Annotated in this window: 16 protein-coding genes and 1 riboswitch; of the genes, 8 read left to right on the plus strand and 8 right to left on the minus strand. The window is 65.6% G+C overall.

Annotation, left to right across the window (positions count from 1 at the left end; genetic code table 11):
* Positions 1-111: 111 nt before the first annotated feature.
* The 3 genes from ACFMPD_RS06720 to ACFMPD_RS06730 are packed head-to-tail and all read left to right on the plus strand — an operon-like array spanning position 112 to position 2,947.
* Positions 112-894 (plus strand): (Fe-S)-binding protein, encoded by a 783-nt coding sequence (locus ACFMPD_RS06720; protein WP_380993026.1) that lies wholly within the window; start codon positions 112-114, stop codon positions 892-894.
* A complete protein-coding gene (locus ACFMPD_RS06725) occupies positions 891-2,300 on the plus strand; it encodes a LutB/LldF family L-lactate oxidation iron-sulfur protein (RefSeq protein WP_380993027.1) in 1,410 nt (469 codons plus the stop codon). Before ACFMPD_RS06720 ends, ACFMPD_RS06725 begins: the two co-directional genes overlap by 4 nt.
* Complete coding sequence (locus ACFMPD_RS06730) at positions 2,297-2,947, plus strand: LutC/YkgG family protein (RefSeq protein WP_380993028.1); 651 nt, start codon at positions 2,297-2,299, stop codon at positions 2,945-2,947. The genes ACFMPD_RS06725 and ACFMPD_RS06730 overlap by 4 nt, the downstream gene beginning before the upstream one ends.
* Positions 2,948-2,985: 38 nt before the next feature.
* Here ACFMPD_RS06730 and thiD read toward each other — a convergent pair whose 3' ends face one another.
* The 8 genes from thiD to ACFMPD_RS06770 all read right to left on the minus strand — a co-directional run bounded on the left by thiD (position 2,986) and on the right by ACFMPD_RS06770 (position 11,342).
* A complete protein-coding gene (gene thiD / locus ACFMPD_RS06735) occupies positions 2,986-3,741 on the minus strand; it encodes a bifunctional hydroxymethylpyrimidine kinase/phosphomethylpyrimidine kinase (protein ID WP_380993029.1) in 756 nt (251 codons plus the stop codon).
* A complete protein-coding gene (locus ACFMPD_RS06740; protein ID WP_380993030.1) occupies positions 3,738-4,712 on the minus strand; it encodes a HesA/MoeB/ThiF family protein in 975 nt (324 codons plus the stop codon). The genes thiD and ACFMPD_RS06740 overlap by 4 nt, the downstream gene beginning before the upstream one ends.
* A complete protein-coding gene (locus ACFMPD_RS06745; protein ID WP_380993031.1) occupies positions 4,709-5,302 on the minus strand; it encodes a thiamine phosphate synthase in 594 nt (197 codons plus the stop codon). The genes ACFMPD_RS06740 and ACFMPD_RS06745 overlap by 4 nt, the downstream gene beginning before the upstream one ends.
* Positions 5,302-6,069 carry a thiazole synthase gene (locus ACFMPD_RS06750; protein ID WP_380993032.1) on the minus strand — a complete coding sequence of 256 codons (768 nt, stop codon included), beginning with the start codon at positions 6,067-6,069 and terminating at the stop codon, positions 5,302-5,304. The genes ACFMPD_RS06745 and ACFMPD_RS06750 overlap by 1 nt, the downstream gene beginning before the upstream one ends.
* A gap of 1 nt (position 6,070) precedes the next feature.
* Positions 6,071-6,268 carry a sulfur carrier protein ThiS gene (gene thiS / locus ACFMPD_RS06755; protein WP_380993033.1) on the minus strand — a complete coding sequence of 66 codons (198 nt, stop codon included), beginning with the start codon at positions 6,266-6,268 and terminating at the stop codon, positions 6,071-6,073.
* The gene (locus tag ACFMPD_RS06760) at positions 6,237-7,205 is read right to left on the minus strand and encodes an FAD-dependent oxidoreductase (protein ID WP_380993034.1); all 969 of its coding nucleotides are present in this window, start codon (positions 7,203-7,205) and stop codon (positions 6,237-6,239) included. Before ACFMPD_RS06760 ends, thiS begins: the two co-directional genes overlap by 32 nt.
* Positions 7,202-8,998: a phosphomethylpyrimidine synthase ThiC gene (gene thiC / locus ACFMPD_RS06765; RefSeq protein ID WP_380993035.1), complete on the minus strand. Its 1,797-nt coding sequence runs from the start codon at positions 8,996-8,998 to the stop codon at positions 7,202-7,204. Before thiC ends, ACFMPD_RS06760 begins: the two co-directional genes overlap by 4 nt.
* A gap of 106 nt (positions 8,999-9,104) precedes the next feature.
* Positions 9,105-9,225: riboswitch (TPP riboswitch) on the minus strand.
* 65 nt (positions 9,226-9,290) lie between these two features.
* Positions 9,291-11,342, minus strand: coding sequence for a di-heme-cytochrome C peroxidase (locus tag ACFMPD_RS06770; protein ID WP_380993036.1), 2,052 nt, complete (start codon positions 11,340-11,342; stop codon positions 9,291-9,293).
* 338 nt (positions 11,343-11,680) lie between these two features.
* On the opposite strand from ACFMPD_RS06770, the gene ACFMPD_RS06775 reads away from it, so the two are divergent.
* From ACFMPD_RS06775 to ACFMPD_RS06795, 5 genes are all read left to right on the plus strand, one after another.
* Positions 11,681-11,968, plus strand: coding sequence for a DeoR family transcriptional regulator (locus tag ACFMPD_RS06775; protein ID WP_380993037.1), 288 nt, complete (start codon positions 11,681-11,683; stop codon positions 11,966-11,968).
* Positions 11,961-13,538, plus strand: coding sequence for a glycerol-3-phosphate dehydrogenase (gene glpD / locus ACFMPD_RS06780; protein WP_380993038.1), 1,578 nt, complete (start codon positions 11,961-11,963; stop codon positions 13,536-13,538). Before ACFMPD_RS06775 ends, glpD begins: the two co-directional genes overlap by 8 nt.
* 74 nt (positions 13,539-13,612) lie before the next feature.
* Positions 13,613-14,320: an ABC transporter ATP-binding protein gene (locus ACFMPD_RS06785; RefSeq protein WP_380993039.1), complete on the plus strand. Its 708-nt coding sequence runs from the start codon at positions 13,613-13,615 to the stop codon at positions 14,318-14,320.
* 7 nt (positions 14,321-14,327) lie between these two features.
* Complete coding sequence (locus tag ACFMPD_RS06790) at positions 14,328-16,691, plus strand: ABC transporter permease (RefSeq protein ID WP_380993040.1); 2,364 nt, start codon at positions 14,328-14,330, stop codon at positions 16,689-16,691.
* Between the two features lie 4 nt (positions 16,692-16,695).
* Positions 16,696-17,931, plus strand: a complete 1,236-nt coding sequence (locus ACFMPD_RS06795) for an efflux RND transporter periplasmic adaptor subunit (protein ID WP_380993041.1) — start codon at positions 16,696-16,698, stop codon at positions 17,929-17,931.
* Positions 17,932-17,951 lie beyond the last annotated feature (20 nt).

The raw sequence follows: 17,951 nt of genomic DNA on the forward strand, positions 1-17,951 counted from the left end.
TAGACAAACTCATACCCATGATCACCTAAACCGGGTCCCATCCCCCCGGCGGCCCCGGCGGCCGGGGGGCGCCCGGCGCGGTTCCGCCGCGGGGCAACACAGGAGGAATTCATGACCGATGATCTGAAACCCAAGCCACGGGTCGGGTTCTTTGTAACCTGCATCGTCGATGCGATGCGCCCGAATATCGGCTTTGCCAGTCTGACGGTGCTGGAACGCGCCGGCTGCGAGGTCACGGTGCCGCGCGCCCAGACCTGCTGTGGCCAGCCGGCCTATAACAGCGGTGACGACGAGACCACGCGGACCCTGGCGAAACAGGTGATCGCGGCGTTCGAGCCGTTCGACTATGTCGTGGTGCCGTCGGGATCCTGTGCCAGCATGATCCGCAGCCACTATGCCGAACTCTTTGCCGATGATGATGCATGGGCGGTGCGGCAGCGGGCGCTGTCGGCCAAAACATGGGAGATCCTGAGCTTTCTGAGCGACGTCATGCATTATCGCCCCGAGGGCATCCGCTATGACGGGCTGGCCACCTATCACGACAGTTGTTCCGGTCTGCGCGATCTGGGGGTGCATGATCAGCCCCGCGCGCTGTTGGCCGATGTCGACGGGCTGCGCCTGACGCCTTTGCAGGGCAATGACGAATGCTGCGGCTTTGGCGGGACCTTTTGCGTGAAATACCCGGATGTCAGCAACGCCATCGTCGGCGACAAGGCCGACAAGATCGCTGCTACCGGGGCGGACACGCTGTTGGGCGGCGACATGGGCTGTCTGATGAACATGGCCGGCAAGCTCAGCCGCCGCGGCTCGGACGTCCGGGCCTATCACACGATCGAGGTGCTGGCCGGCATGGCCGAGGGGCCGGCCATCTGCAAGCCGGAGGACCGGGGATGAGGCAGGAATCGCATCTGTTCCGCCAGAATGCCAAGGCGGCCCTGGCCGATCCGACCCTGAAGATTGCGCTGACCCGCACCACCGGCCTGTTACAGCGCCGCCGGGCGCAGGTGATCGACGAGTTCGCGGAATACGACGCCGCGCGTACTGCGGCCGAACGGATCAAGCAGCACACGCTGGACAACCTGGCGCATTATCTCGAACAGTTTGAAACGAACGCCAAGGCGGCCGGCGCGACGGTGCATTGGGCGCGCACGCCCCGGGAAGCGACCGGGATCGTTACCCGCCTCTGCCAAGAGGCGGGCGCCAAGAGCGTTACCCGGGTCAAGTCGATGCTGGGCGAAGAGATCGGATTGCCCGATGCGCTGGCGGCAGCGGGGATCGAACGGGTCGAGACCGATCTGGCCGAACATATCATCCAACTGGCCGAGGATCCGCCCAGCCATATCGTGATGCCGGCGATGCACAAGACCCACGAACAGGTGGCCGACCTGTTTCGCGAGAAACATGCCGAACCCTCGGACAGCGACGAGGTGGCCGCGCTGGTGGAAAGCGCCCGGCGCGAGTTGCGACAAAAGTTTCTGGATGCTGATATCGGCATTTCGGGGGCGAATTTCCTGATCGCCGATACCGGCTCGGTCGTCACCGTCACCAACGAGGGCAATGCCGAATTGACGGTGACGCCACCCAGGACCCATATCGTGACGGCGGGGATCGAAAAGATCGTGCCCAGCATGCAGCATGGCGCGGTGTTCCTGCGCCTGCTGTCGCGGGCCGCCATTGGCGCCGAGATCACCCAGTACACGACGTTTTACAACGGCCCGAAACGGGCAGGCGATGCCGATGGTCCGGAAAACCTGCATATCGTGCTGGTCGACAATCACCGCACCGAAATGCTGGGCAGTTTTCTGCGCCCGATGCTGCAATGCATCCGCTGCGGTGCCTGCATGAACCACTGTCCGGTCTATGCGGCGGTGGGCGGGCATGCCTATGGCGCGGTCTATCCCGGCCCGATGGGGTCGGTGCTGACGCCGGCGATGTCGGGTCTGAAAAATACCAAGGACCTGCCCAATGCCTGCACGCTGAACGGGCGCTGCAAAGAGGTCTGCCCGGTCAATATTCCGTTGCCGGACATGCTGCGCAGCCTGCGGGCGCGGCAATTCGAAGAAGACCTGACCCCCGCCGTCACCCGCACGGCGCTGGGGGTGTGGGGCTGGCTGGCGCGGCGGCCGCGCCTCTATCACCTGGCCACGGGGGTGGCGGTGTTCGGTCTCAGGCTCTGGTCGTGGAACCGGGGCCGCATCCGGCGTTTTCCGATGGCGGGTAACTGGACCCGGGACCGCGATCTGCCGCAACCCGAACTGGGCACTTTCATGCAGCAATACAGCCGGAGGGCCAGCCGATGAGCGAAGCCAGAGACGCCATTTTCCAGGCCATTCGCGGCGCCAACGGACCGCTTGCGGCAGCCGACCGGATCGCCGCCGAGGCCAAGGCGCTGATCGGTGAACCGGCGGCGCTGCGTCCCGGTTTTACCGGCCAGAACAATCTGGACCGGTTCATCGAAAAAGCCACCTCGGAGCGCGTGACCGCCACGGTGTCGCAGGTGGCCGCGCTGGCGGATGTTCCGGCCGAGGTCGCGGCCTATCTCGACCGGGTCGCGCTGCCCGGGATGATCGCGTTGCAACCGCGCGCGGAACTGACCGGGTTGGATTGGGGCGACATCCGCTGCCACAACGAACCGGCGGCGAACGAACCGGTGGCGGTGACGATCGCCGACCTGGCGGTGGCCGAGACCGGGTCGGTGGTGTTCGGTTCGGCCAGGGATGCGCCGACGCTGATGAACTTTCTGCCGCTGCATCACGTGGTCGTGGTGCGCCAGTCGCTAATCCGCCGTCATCTCGAGGACGTGTTCGATTTTGTTGGTCCGGGCCAGCGCAACCAGCCGCGCAATCTGACCATCGTCACCGGCACCAGCGGCACGGCCGATATCGAGGCCAAGAACATTCGCGGTGCGCATGGTCCGCGTTTCATGCACCTGATCATCGTGCAATAGGCGCGGGCCGGCGGGGCGCGGTCGCGCCCGCCGAGCGATCAGCAAAGGCCGCGCGGCGGGTGCGAACGGTCCGGGCCATCGCCGGCCAGCCAGTCCTGCACATGGCGCCGCGCCAGCCGGCAGGCATGCTCCAGTGTCCGGCCCTGGGCCAGGTAACAGGCGATGGCGGTGGCCAGCGTGCAGCCAGTGCCGCGCCGCGTCTGCGGCAAGCGCGGCGCGCTGATGGCGGTTTGACCCGTGGACCGAAACAGGTGATCGGTACAGGTGGTGCCGGTTCCGTGACCGCCCTTGATCAGAACCGCGCTTGCACCGCTGGCACGCAATCGGGCGGCCTGGTGACGGATCTCGGATGTGGTATCGGCAAAAGACCGGCCGGTCAGCGTGGCGGACTCGTCCAGATTGGGGGTCAGCAGGCTGACAAGCGGGAACAGCGGCTGCAGACCCTCATCGGCCAGCAGGACGCCGCCGGAACTGGATCTCAGAACCGGGTCCAGCACCCCCGGCAACGGGTGATCGGTCAGCATGTCGGCCACCGCGTCAACGATGTCAGCAGAGGCCAACATGCCGATCTTGACGGCGTCGGGTGGCCGGTCCCGGAACGCGGCGGTGAACTGGGCCTGTACCGCCGCGACCGGAACCGGGTGGCAGTGATGCAGCGCACCGTTGCTCTGTGCGGTCACGGCGGTGACCACCGGCTTGACCTGCAGACCCAGCGTGGTCGCGGTCGCGGTGTCCCGGGTCAGTCCGGCGCCACCGCTGCTGTCGGTGCCGGCAATGATCAACAGTGTCTTCATTCGCCCGCGCGGCCCGTTGCGCAGAGCGCCAGATTGTCATGGCCTTGTGCAGCCAGGGCCGCGGCGGCGCGCCAGGCGCGCAAGCCGCTGCTGCAGCACAGGACGGTGCGCATCGCCGGATCGGGCGGCCCGATCTCGGGTGGCTTTGCCCCCGTCAGACGAATTGCATGGGCGTGGACCGGATCGGGGGCTTCGTCTGCGGTGCGCAATTCGATGATGCGGTCGTGGTGGGTCAGCTGGACCGGGGCCAGAAACGGAAAGGCGATGTCCGGTTCCGGGGCATCGAGAAAGGAAAACCCCGAGAAATGAAGGCTCTGCGCATCGACCGAGACCATCCGGCCCAAGGGGGATGGCGTGTGGCCCAGCAGAATTTGCAGGGCCATCTGTGCCTGCAGCGCGCCGATCATGCCGACCACCGGCCCCATCACCCCGGCGTTGGCGCAGGTCGCACCGCCGGTGGGCAGGTCCGGAAACACCGCCCGCAGCGACGGCGCGGTGCCGCAGAAACCGCCGACATAGCCGGACTGGCCAAGAACGCTGGCCGACACCAGTGGCGTCCCCAGTGACAGGCACAGATCCGACAGGGTATAGGACACCGCATAACTGTCGGCCGCGTCGATCACCAGATCGGCCTGCGCCGCCAGTGCCGGTGCATTTGCCGGGTCCAGCGCGGTGACATGGGCGCTGACGCGGATATCGGGGTTGGCGGCGCACAATCGGTCGCGGGCGGCCAGCGCCTTGGCCTGGCCGACATCGGACATGGCAAATAGCGGCTGACGATGCAGATTGCTTTCCTCGACCCGGTCCGGATCGACCAGCGCGATATGTCCGACGCCGGCTCCGGCCAGGTATTGCAGCACCGGGCTGCCCAGACCGCCGGCGCCGACAACCAGCACATCGGCGCTCGCCAGCCGGTCCTGCCCCGCGGCGCCGATCTCGGGCAGCGTCATTTGGCGTTCGTATCGGCTCATGGCTGACAGGCCCTTATCCATTCCAGCGTGCGGGCCGAGGGATCGGCGGCCTGCTGGATATCGGTGACGACGGCGGCGCTGTCCGCACCGGCAGCAAAGACTTCGGGCAGGCGCTCGGGGGTCAGCCCGCCGATGGCCACCAGCGGCGTTGCGCCGACCCGGCGTTTCCACTTTGCCAACCGTTCCAGCCCCTGGGGCGCCCATTTCATCTGTTTCAGCAGGGTCGGATAGACCGGTCCCAGCGCGACATAGGCCGGATCCTGCGACAGAGCGCGGTCCAGTTCGGCCCGGTCATGGGTCGACAGACCGACCCGCATCCCGGCTTTGCGCAATGCGGCGAAATCCGCGCTGTCCATGTCCTCTTGCCCCAGATGTACAAAGTCACAGCCCAGATCCAGCGCTGCCTCCCAATGGTCGTTGACCACCAGCTGCGCCCCATGCGCCGCACAGATGTCGCGGGCGCGGGCGATGTCCCGGCGCAATTGCTGAGCGGGGGCGTCTTTGATCCGCAGTTGCACCAGCCTGACCCCCAGCGGCACCAGACGCGCCAGCAGATCGACATCGCCGGCGATCAGATAGAAACGTTGCATCATATCAGTTCTGCCCGGCCCAGGATCGGGGTCGAGGGCACCGCCATGTCGCGGCGCGGCATAGGGTCGGCACCGTGGCCCAGCTGTCCGGCCTGAACCGCCAACGCCATGGCGCGGGCCATGGCCACCGGGTCGCCGGCGCGGGCGACGGCAGTGTTCATCAGAACCGCGTCCATGCCCAGCTCCATCGCCTGTGCGGCATCCGACGGGCGGCCTATACCGGCATCCACGATCAGCGGCACATCCGGAAAATGCGCCCGCATCGCGCGCAGCGCGTCGGGATTGCGCAACCCCTGGCCCGATCCGATCGGCGCCCCCCAGGGCATCAGCACCCGGCATCCCGCCTCGATCAGCTTTTCGCCGACCACCAGATCGTCGGTGGTGTAGGGAAACACCTGAAAGCTGTCGTCGGCCAGGATTCGCGCCGCCTCGACCAGCCCAAAGACATCCGGCTGCAGATTATCGGAATGCCCGATCACTTCCAGCTTTATCCAGTCTGTTTGAAACAGGTCGCGCGCCATGCGCGCCGTGGTCACCGCCTCCTGCACCGAATGACAGCCGGCGGTGTTGGGCAGGATGCGGCAGCCGGTGTCGCGCAGCAGATCCCAAAAGCCGCTGCCGCTGCCGCCGGCGGATTCGCGGCGCAGGCTGACGGTGACGACATCGGTGCCGCTGGCCGCGATGGCAGCTTTCAGGATGGCCGGCGACGGGTATTGCGCGGTGCCCAAAAACAGGGGCGAGGCGATCTCGGTATCGTAGAACTGCATCTTATCCCCCTTGCATCGGGGCCAGCACCTCGAGCCGGTCGCCATCCTGCAAGCGGGTGGTGGCACGGGCATTGCGGGCCACGAAGGCGCCGTTCAGCGCGGTCGCGATGGCCGGGCTGGTAAAGCCCAGTTCCGCAAGCGCCTCGCCGAGGCTGGCACAGGTGATCCTATGCGGTTCTGAATTCACGAGGATATTCATCAGAGGTCTCCGGGAAAAGTCGTTCGGCCACCTGTCGCGCCATCGCGGGCGCAAGCAGAAAACCATGGCGGTACAGCCCGTTCAGGAACAGGGTGCCATCCTGCTCGATGAGACGGGGCAGGTTGTCGTCAAAGGCCGGGCGCAGGCCGGCGCCGGTCTCGATCGCTGCGGCCTCGGCAAAGGCCGGATGCAGCGTATAGGCCGCGCTCAAAAGCTCGATCAGCGCCCGCACCGTGGGCGGGCGCGAACTGTCGCTTTCCACCATCGTCGCACCCAGCATGTATTGGCTGTCTCCGCGGGGCACCAGATAGATCGGCACCCGCGGATGCAACAGGCGCAACGTGCGGGTCAGCGTCACCTCGGGGCAGTGCAACAGGGCCATTTCGCCGCGTACCGCGCGCAGGCCGGGCAGGGCGGCGGCGATGCCGGTGCAATCCAGATCGACCCCGGCCGGTGCCGCGGTGCCCACCCGGATCTCGCCGCCCAATGCGGTGACCTTGGCGGCGAGATCCGTCAAGGCCCGTCGCGGGTCAAGATGCGCTTCTCGGGTGAAATGCAGCCCATTCGCGAACCGGTCCGACAGGGCCGGTTCCAGGGCTGCGATCTCGGTCTGTGACACCTGGTCATAGCCGCTGGTGCGGCGCGCAAAACGGGTCAGCTCGGCGTGGTCCCGGGCCGGCGCCACCACCAGCGTGCCCCGGCGGGTGACCGGGGTCACCGCCGACCACCAGTCCGCCGCGGCAGCGCCCAGGGTCACCACCTCGGCTTCGGCGCTTTCGCGTTCGCACCAGGGCGCCAGCATGCCGCCGGCCAGCCGCGCGACACTGTCCTGCCCGACCTGCTGGCCACGTTCATACAGGATGACCCGCGCCCCTCGCCGCAGCAATTCCAGCGCACAGGCGAGGCCGGCAAGGCCGGCCCCCGCGATACGGATCATTCGCCCGGTTCCTTGACCGGCACATACAGCTCTCCGCCTTCGCGGAACTTGGCGGCCATGGCCGCCATACCCTCCTTCTGGGCCTCGGCGCGGATGTCGTGGGAAATCCGCATCGAGCAGAATTTCGGGCCGCACATCGAGCAGAAATGCGCCACCTTGTGCGCCTCTTTAGGCAGGGTCTGGTCGTGGAATTCCCGCGCCGTGTCCGGGTCCAGAGACAGGTTGAACTGGTCTTCCCAACGGAACTCGAACCGCGCGCGGGACAGGGCATCGTCGCGCCGCTGTGCCCCCGGCAGACCCTTGGCCAGATCGGCGGCGTGGGCGGCGATCTTGTAGGTGATCACCCCGGTTTTCACGTCGTCGCGGTCCGGCAGGCCCAGATGTTCCTTGGGGGTGACGTAGCACAGCATGGCACAGCCGAACCAGCCAATCATCGCCGCCCCGATGCCGCTGGTGATGTGGTCATAGCCCGGCGCGATGTCGGTGGTCAGCGGTCCCAGCGTGTAAAAGGGCGCCTCGTGGCAGCATTCCAGCTGCTTGTCCATGTTCTCCTTGATCTTGTGCATGGCGACATGGCCCGGCCCCTCGATCATCACCTGACAATCCTTGGCCCAGGCGATCTTGGTCAGTTCGCCCAGGGTCTCCAGCTCGGCGAACTGTGCGGCGTCATTGGCATCGGCGATCGAACCCGGACGCAGCCCGTCGCCCAGGCTGAAACTGACGTCATAGGCGCGGCAGATGTCGCAGATCTCGTCGAAATGCTCGTAGAGAAAGCTCTCTTTGTGGTGGTGCAGGCACCATTTCGCCATGATCGAGCCGCCGCGGCTGACGATGCCGGTCACCCGTTCGGCGGTCATCGGCACCATGTGCAGGCGCACGCCGGCGTGGATGGTGAAATAGTCGACCCCCTGTTCGGCCTGTTCGATCAGCGTGTCGCGGAACACCTCCCAGGTCAGGTCCTCGGCAATGCCGTTGACCTTTTCCAGCGCCTGATAGATCGGCACCGTGCCGATCGGCACCGGGCTGTTGCGGATGATCCATTCGCGGGTGTTGTGGATGTTGCGCCCGGTCGACAGGTCCATCACCGTGTCAGCACCCCAGCGGATCGCCCAGACCAGCTTGTCGACCTCTTCCTCCATCGAGGAAGTGACCGCCGAGGTGCCCATGTTGGCGTTGATCTTGACCAGGAAATTGCGCCCGATGATCATCGGTTCCAGTTCCGGGTGGTTGATGTTGGCGGGAATGATCGCGCGGCCGGCGGCGACCTCGTCGCGCACGAATTCCGGGGTCACGAAATCCGGGATGTTGGCGCCGAAATCCTGCCCGTCGCGGGGGGCGACGGTCTCGCGCAGCTGGTTCTCGCGAATGGCGATGAATTCCATCTCGGGGGTGACGATGCCGGCGCGGGCATAGGCCAGCTGGGTCACGGCCCGGCCATCCGTGGCACGCAGCGGCGACGGCCGGACCGGAAATTCCGGGGTCAGCCGGTCGCCTTCGACGAAACCGTTATCGGCAGAGGTCACCCCACGCCCCGCATAGGTCTGAACATCGCCGCGCGCCAGGATCCAGTCGCGGCGCAGCGCGGGCAGACCCTGGCGGATGTCGGTCAGGATGTCGGGGTCGGTATAGGGGCCGGAACTGTCATAGACTGGCAGCGGCGGCTCACCTGCCGTCGGGTGGGTGGCGATTTCGCGCATCGGGACGCGCACATCCGGGTGCAGCGTGCCATCGACGTAAATCTTGCGCGAAGCGGGCAAAGCACCCGTTGTGATCTTGGGGTTCGGGACGTTCATATCGGTGCTCCTCAAGCTTCCACTCAAAAAGACACAGATGAGTTTGGCTGGGAGGCAGAGACCGGTTGGTCCCCTTGTCGGCTGTGACGGCCCATATTCCGGTCCGCCAAATGCGCGCCTAGCTTCCTACGCCAGTGTCAACTGGGTCAGGTTCAAAGGGTCGCGTCGCCGGGCAAATGCCCCGTCAGCCTCTCAGTCCCCTCGGTGGGACCCCCCTGCGTGATTCCCGCATACAGCGCCCTTGCCCCTGAGGGCAAGAACCAATTTCACATGACGTGGACTCTGCTGCGATTCAGAGCGTTTTCAGATATTCGATCAGGGCGCGGCGCTGATCGTCGCTGAGGGCGGGGCCGATCACCCCGGTGCGGTCGCCAGTGGCGCTTGCTCCAAAGGCATGGCCGATGTTGCGATTGCCGGGCAGCGAGGTGTCCAGAACAAAAAAACCGTCCTGATAGGGCGGATAATTGTCGCCACTCAGCGCAGACTGCGCCAGACCGACCTTGACCGGGTCGAATTCCGGGTTGCCCAGGCGCACGAAGGCCGGGCGCTGATCGGCCGGACGCAACAGATCGTCCAGCGTCGGTACTGAACCGTTATGCAGGAAAGGTGCCGTGGCCCAGACGCCGTTCAGCGGACGTGCCTTGTACCCCGCACCGGCCTGCAGGCAATTGGGGCGTTCGCCCTCGAAATAGGGGCGCAGATCCTCGGGGATGAAGTTGTTGTCAAACCAGCGGTTGTCGACCTGCTGGACGATGGCCCCCAGGGCAAGGGCGAATTTCAGCTGTGGCCCGTCAGTGACGCGCACCTGCACCAGCTGATTGTCCTGGCCGCTGGCGCGATCATAGACGCGGCTGTCCAGTTGGGTTTTCCCGGATCGTGGACCCGGCCCGGCAAAGCGCGGGCGCGGCGTGCAGACGACCGCGTCAATGCCGATGGACTCCAGACCGGTGGCCGGGTCGGCGGCGGTGTTGACGGTGCGTGTGGACAGAACCGCGGATTGCGCCGGATCGGTGCCGATTTTTTTCAGCGGCAGGATGTTGAGCGCCAGAAATGCCTCTTTGGTCTCGGTAGGGCGGCCGTTTTCCATATATCTTATGGGGCGGAAGTATCGCTCGCTCCAGATTGCATCGCTGTCCAGCGGCGGCAGGTGACAACCGGCACAGTGTTTGCCGTAGAGTTCACGGCCCTGGGCGGCCAGCGCTGCGTCGATCGGCGGCAGGGCGTCGGGCCAGGCCGGACCGTGCAGGCCCTTGAACCTTTGCGACCGGAAAGGCGGCGTGTCCCCGGCCAGATTGTCCTCGATCCATTTCAGGTTCTGCACTGGCACCGACGAGGAAAACCGCCCGCCATCCACCGGTGCAATAGTGTCCACCGATGCGTGCACGCCCATCGCCTCGCCGGCATTGCGCACCAGCGGCTGCATGATCGAGCCGTCATATTGCACCCAGTCAAACCAGCTGGCGGTCCAGATATGGGGGAAATTCACCGGCGCATTGATCGCCTGATAATTCTCTTTGCGGCCGGTGTTCTTGGAAAATACCTGATTGCCGATGCGGTTCAGCGCATCCAGCCGACCGAACCCTTCGGCAACCTCGATGACGTCGGCTGTCTTGGCCACCGCGTCGAGCACGGTTTGCAGTTCGGCGGCCAGAGCTGCCTTGCCCTTTTCGGAATAGGTCGCCCCCAGAACATTGCGGGCAAACCGGTCAAAGCGGCGGTTGGGCAGCGGCAGTTTCGAGGCCAGCAGAGTCTGGCCCAGCGCGGCGCCGATCCCTTTGGACAGCAATTGCAGATCGACCGTCGAGGGGCCGCCATTGACGATGTATTCGGTGCCTTCATAGGTGAAATGCGCAGTGTGGCAGGCCGCGCAGGTGAACCCGACCGCTGTCGTGGTCGCGGCATAGCCGGGGATGTTTTGGAACGGCGTCGTGGCGAACCCGATGGGCAGGCCATCGGGGTTGTCTGCGGACGCTTCGGCGGGAATGAAACCATAGCGCCGCAAATAGTCGGGGGCGACAAAACCCGGTTCGCTGTCCGGCCACAGCAGGCCAAAAGCGGTTTTTTCGGGTTGTTCCAGCGCCAGCAGCCAGGAATAGGGAATCGGTAGCGTCTCGGTGCCCTGCGAAATGAAATGAAAGCGTTCGGTGGTTTCCGGCGACCAGTTCTGGTCCAGCGCCACGCGGGCCTGCGGTGCCGGAATGTCGGGCAGATCGGGGGCCGCCAGCGTTTCCAGCAGCACCTGTACGGTGGTGCTGCGCCAGAACAGAAACAGCGCAAGGGCGATCAGCAGAATCAGTCCGATCCAGAAGCGTTTGCTGAGAAAAATGGAAAAGCTAAAGGTCATGTCAAATCCGTTTCACTGAAAAAGTGTCTGGGGGGGTATTGTCACAACCCTAGGTAAGCCTCGCTTTTCAGGCAATGGGAAACACCACGAAAAGCTGCATTATCCAGCCTTGACGCAATGCGGGTCGCGGGGAGGCGGTGCGTGTGCCGGGGCACAGGTCAGAGCGGGGGCAAGTCGAAACAGCGTCCGGGCTGTGGAAATGGCATCGGTTGAAAGGTAAATATTTCGAAATATTTGCGAAATTTTCGAAAGACAGATAAGCCGAAATGAATACAAAAGACCTGTGCAGGCAAAGACGGGCGCCAGCAAAGGGCCGGCGGAGCACGATGAACAGGGGTATGACGGACATCGAACGTCGGCATCAGGCAATACTGTCTCGGAGCGCGAGCGCCGGACATGTCGGGTTGCAGGCATTGGCCCGGCAATTCCGGGGCGGCCCGCAGACAGTACGCAGCGATCTGCGCGATCTGGCACAGGGTAGGCTGGTGAACAGCACGCGCGGCGGCGCCCGCCGGGTTCTGTTCTGTGATCAAACGAAATCCGACCGCGCCCCGCCGCTGCGGTTCTGCGATGCCGCCATGCGCGGGGCCACGGCGATGCTGGTGGCCGGGGCTGCCGATGTCTGAGACCGCGCCGCCCCCTCTGGATCTGTTCGTCATCGGTGGCGGCATCAACGGTTGCGGCATCGCCCGCGACGCGGCCGGGCGCGGCCTGACCGTGGCGCTGGCAGAGATGGGCGATCTCGCCTCGGCGACGTCTTCGGCCTCGACCAAGCTGATCCATGGCGGGCTGCGCTATCTGGAATATTTCGAGTTCCGGCTGGTGCGCGAGGCGCTGATCGAGCGCGAAATCCTGTTGCGCGCGATGCCGCATATCGCGTGGCCCATGCGCTTTGTGCTGCCCGTGCATCCGGACATGCGGTTTGAGACCGACACACCGGCCTCCAAACTGCTGTCCCGTGTCATGCCCTGGATGAAGGGGCGGCGTCCGGCCTGGCAGATCCGGCTGGGCCTGTTCCTCTATGATCACCTGGGGGGTCGCCGTATCCTGCCGGGCACCGCGACGCTGGATCTGACCCGCGATCCCGCGGGGGCGCCGCTGCAATCGCGGCTTCGCCGGGCTTATGAGTATTCCGATTGCTGGGTTGACGATGCCCGGCTGGTGGTGCTGAACGCCCGTGATGCCGCCGCGCGCGGCGCGCGGATCATGACCCGTACGCGGGTGATCGGGGCACAGCCGGTGGATGGTCTTTGGCGGATCGCGCTGCAGGACCAGGACACCGGCGCGCGCCGCATTCTGCACGCGCGTATGCTGGTCAATGCCGGCGGACCCTGGGTCGGCGACATTATCCGCAATACCATCCACACCCGGGCGCGCGACCGCGTGCGTCTGGTGCGCGGCAGCCACATCGTCACCCGGTCGCTGTTTGATCACGGCAAGAGTTATTTCTTTCAGGGCAGCGACGGGCGCATCGTCTTCGCCATCCCCTATGAGCAGGATTTCACCCTGATCGGCACCACCGATGTCGAACATGACGACCCCTCCGAACGTCCGGTCTGCAGTGCCGCCGAACGGCGCTATCTGCTGGACTGTGTCGCGCAGTATCTGGACCGGCCCATGACCGAGGCGGATGTGGTCTGGAGCTATGCCGGGGTGCGCCCGCTTTATGACGATGGCGCCGCCTCGGCGACGGCGGCGACGCGGGATTACGTGTTGCGGCTGACCCGCGAGGACGGCGCGGCGCTGCTGAATGTCTTTGGCGGCAAGATCACCACCTATCGCAAGTTGGCCGAGGCGGCGCTGGCACAGGTGCGGACGGTCCTGCCGCAGACCGGAGGCGACTGGACCGCGCGCGCAACGTTGCCGGGGGGGGATTTTCCGGTCGATGGAATTGACGATCTTGTCGCCGGGTTGCGGGCGCGCCACGGCTTTCTGTCGCCGGGCTGGGCCCGGCGGCTGGCGCGTACCTATGGCACCGAGGCCCATGTCCTGCTGAAGGGCGCGCAGGACGCCGCCGACCTGGGACAGGAGTTCGGCGCCACGATCACCGCGCGCGAGCTGGACTGGGGCATCGCCCATGAATGGGTGCGCAGCGCCGAGGATTTCCTGTGGCGGCGCAGCAAGCTGGGGTTGCGGCTGGACACCGACGAGGCCGCCGAGATCGACGCCTATATCCGGTCGCACCGCCCCCAGTGAAGCGATGGACCGGCATGGCGGGTTGAAACGCGCCGGGTTTTGCCGTTTGCTCGCTGGGCGAAAGCGGGGCAGGAATGCGTCTGAACACCTTTACCACCCGGGGTCTGAAAAAGATCTATGGCGAGGGGGCGGCCGCCGTGCATGCCCTGCGCGGGGTCGATCTGGAGATACCCGAGGGCGAGTTCGTCGTGCTGCTGGGGCCTTCGGGCAGCGGCAAGTCGACCTTGCTGAACATCATCGGCGGGCTGGATCGCGCCACCGAGGGCGAGGTGATGTTCCGGGACCGCAGCCTGAGCGACATGAACGATACCGAACTGACTCGCTATCGCCGCGATCACGTCGGTTTCGTGTTTCAGTTCTACAACCTGATGCCCAGCCTGACGGCGCGCGAGAATGTCGAACTGGTGACCGAGATCGCCGCCGATCCGATGGACCCGGATGCGGCGCTGGCGCTGGTCGGGCTGGACCGACGCTCGGATCATTTCCCGGCGCAGTTGTCAGGGGGCGAACAGCAGCGGGTGGCGATCGCCCGCGCGGTGGCGAAACAGCCCGACGTGCTGTTCTGCGACGAGCCCACCGGGGCCTTGGACAGCACCACCGGGCGGGCGGTGCTGAACGTGCTGAAGGATGTCAACGAACAGCTGGGCGCCACGGTGCTGATCGTGACTCATGCCGCCTCGCAGGCGGCCATGGCCGACCGGGTGATCCGGTTCGGCGACGGCGATGTGACCGAAGTGACGATCAATGAGACCAAGCTGACACCGGAACAGATCGAATGGTAGGCTGCACGTGTCCCCGTTGAACCGCAAACTGCTGCGCGATCTCTGGCGCATAAAGGGTCAGGCCGTCGCCATCGCCTCGGTGATCGCAGTGGGCGTGCTGTTGCAGGTGATGATGACCGGGCTGGTCGCCTCGCTGGACGAGACCCGCCGGGCCTATTACGAACGCTATCGGCTGGCCGATGTCTTTGCCCCGGTGGCGCGCGCGCCAGAGCGGCTGGCGGCAGATCTGCGGCGCATACCGGGTGTGACGGCGGTCGAGCTCCGGGTGGTCGGCAGCGCCCTGATCGACCTGGGCGGACGCACGCTGCCGATCCGTGCCCAGACGGTGTCGCTGCCCGATTACCGCAGCCCGGATTTGAATGACATCTACCTGACCGACGGGCGCCGGGTCGAACCCGACCGTGAGGGTGAAGTCGTGGTGCTGAAAAGCTTTGCGGTGGCGCACGGGCTGGCGCCGGGCGACCGCCTTTGGGCGACGATAAACGGTTTTCGCCGCGATTTCATCATTGTCGGTTTCGCCCATGCGCCCGAATTTCTCTATACCGCCGCGCCCGGCGAACTGGTGGTCGATGACAAACGTTTTGCGGTCCTGTGGATGACGCGCAGGACCCTGGAGGCGGCGTTTGACATGAAGGGCGCCTTTAACGAGGCGATCCTGTCCCTGTCGCGCGGCACTCAGCCAGCTGCGGTGATCGACCGGGTCGATCATTTGCTGGACCAGTATGGCGGTCTGGGGGCCTATGGCCTGGCGGACATGCCGTCGAACAAGTTTGTGTCCGAAGAAATCAACGGCATGCGCACCACTTCGGGCAGCGTGCCGCCGGTGTTTCTGGCGGTTGCGGCCTTTCTGCTGTACATCGTGATCTCGCGCATGGTCCAGGCCGAGCGCGAGGAGATCGGGCTGATGAAGGCCTTTGGCTATACCAATGCCGAGGTCGGGGGCCATTATTTCCTGCTGATCCTGACGATCGCGACCGGCGGCGCGCTGGCCGGTTGTCTGCTGGGCATCGCCGCGGGGCGGGCGATGGTCGATTTCTACCTGATCTATTTCAAGTTCCCGTTTCTGGTGTTCCGGCTGGATCCCTCGGCCTTCGTCACGGGCTTTCTGGTCAGCATCCTGTCGGCTTCGGCCGGCGGGTTGCTGGTGCTGCGCCGGGTGTTCACCCTGACTCCGGCAGATGCGATGCGCCCGGCTGCGCCGCCGGATTACAGCCGCACCGGGCGCATCGGTGCCCGCCTGAACCGCTATCTGGATCAGCCCAGCCGCATGGTTCTGCGCCGCCTGACCCGCCAGCCGCTGCGGATGGCCGGCGCCGTGGCCGGCGTGGCCGCCGGCGTGGCCCTGTCGGCGGCGATGGCCGCGCTGCTGGCCAGTTTTGACACCATGATGGAGCTGTCCTTTGGCGTGATCGACCGCAGCGATGTCAGCGTCACCTTCATCCATCCGCTGCAGGCGCGTGCCGCCTATGATCTGGAAAGCCTGCCAGGGGTGATCGAGGTCGAACCGGTGCGGATCGTTCCGGCGATCCTGACATATGGCACCCGGTCCTATCGCGGCGCGATCAACGGGTTGCTTGCGCAGCCCCGGCTGAACCGGGCGGTGGATGCCGGACAACGGGGCATCTATCTGCGGGGCGACGGGGTTATCCTGTCCACCGGATTGGCCCGGTCGCTGAACATGGCACCGGGCCAGGTGATGCGCGTGAACGTACGAGAGGGGCGCCAGCCGCAGGCAGACATCCCGGTGATCGCGGTGGCCGAGAGTCAGCTGGGCGCGCCCGCCTATATGGAACTGGAGGCGCTGAACCGGGTGCTGGGCGAACCGCTGCGGGTGTCGGGTGCCTATCTGCGCATCGACGGCGCCCAGGCCGACAAGGTCTATCGCGCGCTCAAGGATATGCCGATGGTGGCCGGGGTCAGTCTCAAGGCTGACACGCGCGCGGCATTCCAGCGGATGATGGATCAGGGTGCCGGGGGCACGCGCTATGTCATGGCCCTGATCGCCGTGGTGATCACGTTCGGCGTCATCTACAATGCCGCCCGGGTGGCACAAGCGGAACGGGCGCGGGATCTGGCCGGCCTCAGGGTGCTGGGCTTTACCCGCGCCGAAGTGGCCTTTGTTATGCTGGGCGAACTTGCGGTCGTGACCCTGCTGGCGCTGCCCATCGGGGTGGCCGGGGGATATGCGCTGACCTTTGCCATCTCGGCCGGTTTCAGCACCGACATTTATCAGTTGCCGACGACGGTGAACCCGGCCAGCTATGGTACCGCCATCATCGTCGTGGTTCTGGCGGCGCTGGTTTCCGGCTGGCTGGTCAAGCGTGATATCGACAACAGCGATCTGGTCGCCGCGCTGAAGACGAGGGAGTAAACGCATGGCGAAGAAACGCAGATGGTCGCGCCAGGCGATGACGCTGGCGGCGTCGCTGATGCTGGCGGCCGGGCTTGCGGTGGCGTTCTGGCCGCGTGCGATGCTGGTTGACATGGCGCCGGTGCGGATCGGCGCAATGACCGTCACGATCAACGAAGAGGGCCGCACCCAGGTGCGCGAACCCTATGTCGTGTCCAGCCCGGTGGCCGGCGAATTGCAGCGCGTGTCGGTCCTGCCGGGGGAAAAGGTGGTGCGCAACGAGACCATCGTGGCCCGGATGCGCCCAGCCAACCCTTCGGCGCTGGACGTGCGCACCCGCGAACAGGCACATGCCGCCGTCAGCGCCGCCGAGGCCGGCCTGCGCGTGGCCCAGGCAGATCTCGAGGCGGCAAAGGCCACTCACGAGTTCGCCCAGGGCGAACTGGAGCGGATCCGCCAGTTGGTGAGCCGCGAGATCGTCAGCAAGGTGTCGCTGGAACGCGCCCGGCAGGCAGCGCGGGTGGCGGATGCCAATGTCGACACGATGCACGCCGCCATTGCCATGCGCGAGGCCGAACTGACCAATGCCCGCGCGTATCTGATCGGGTTCGAGGATCAGGGCCTGGCGGCCGCGATATCTCAGGGCAACCATCTGTCGCCCAGCATTCCGCTGCGCGCCCCGATCGACGGCACCATCCTCAAGGTCCTGCACAAAAGCGAAACCACGCTGCCCGCCGGCGAACCGATCCTTGAGATCGGCGATATCGAGGGCGATCTCGAGGTGACGGCCGAATTGCTGTCTTCGGATGCGGTGCAGGTGGAGGTTGGCAACCGCGTGATCATCACCAACTGGGGCGGGGTCGGCGATCTGGTCGGGGCGGTCCGCCGCATAGACCCCTATGGCTATACCAAGTTCTCCGCGCTGGGCGTCGAGGAACAGCGGGTCGAGACCACGATCTCGTTTGAGGGCGACAAGCCTGCAGGGTTGGGCCACGGATACCGCGTCGAAGTGCGCATCGTGGTTTGGCAGGGTGACGCGGTGCAGATCGTGCCGTCCAGCGCACTGTTCCGGCAGGGCGGTGACTGGGCGGTGTTCCGGGTCGAGGACGGGCGCGCCCGCCTGCGTTCGGTTCGGATCGGACAGAATAACGGTATCGACGCCCAGGTCCTGGATGGTTTGCAACCGGGCGACATGGTGATTTTGTTTCCCTCGGCCAGCATCGCCGAGGGGCAGCGTGTCGCTCAGCGGCAGGCGGGATAGCGGCGCGGGTTGTCGCGTTT

It is taken from the genome of Sedimentitalea sediminis, from assembly GCF_042687825.1.
Lineage (GTDB): Bacteria > Pseudomonadota > Alphaproteobacteria > Rhodobacterales > Rhodobacteraceae > Sedimentitalea.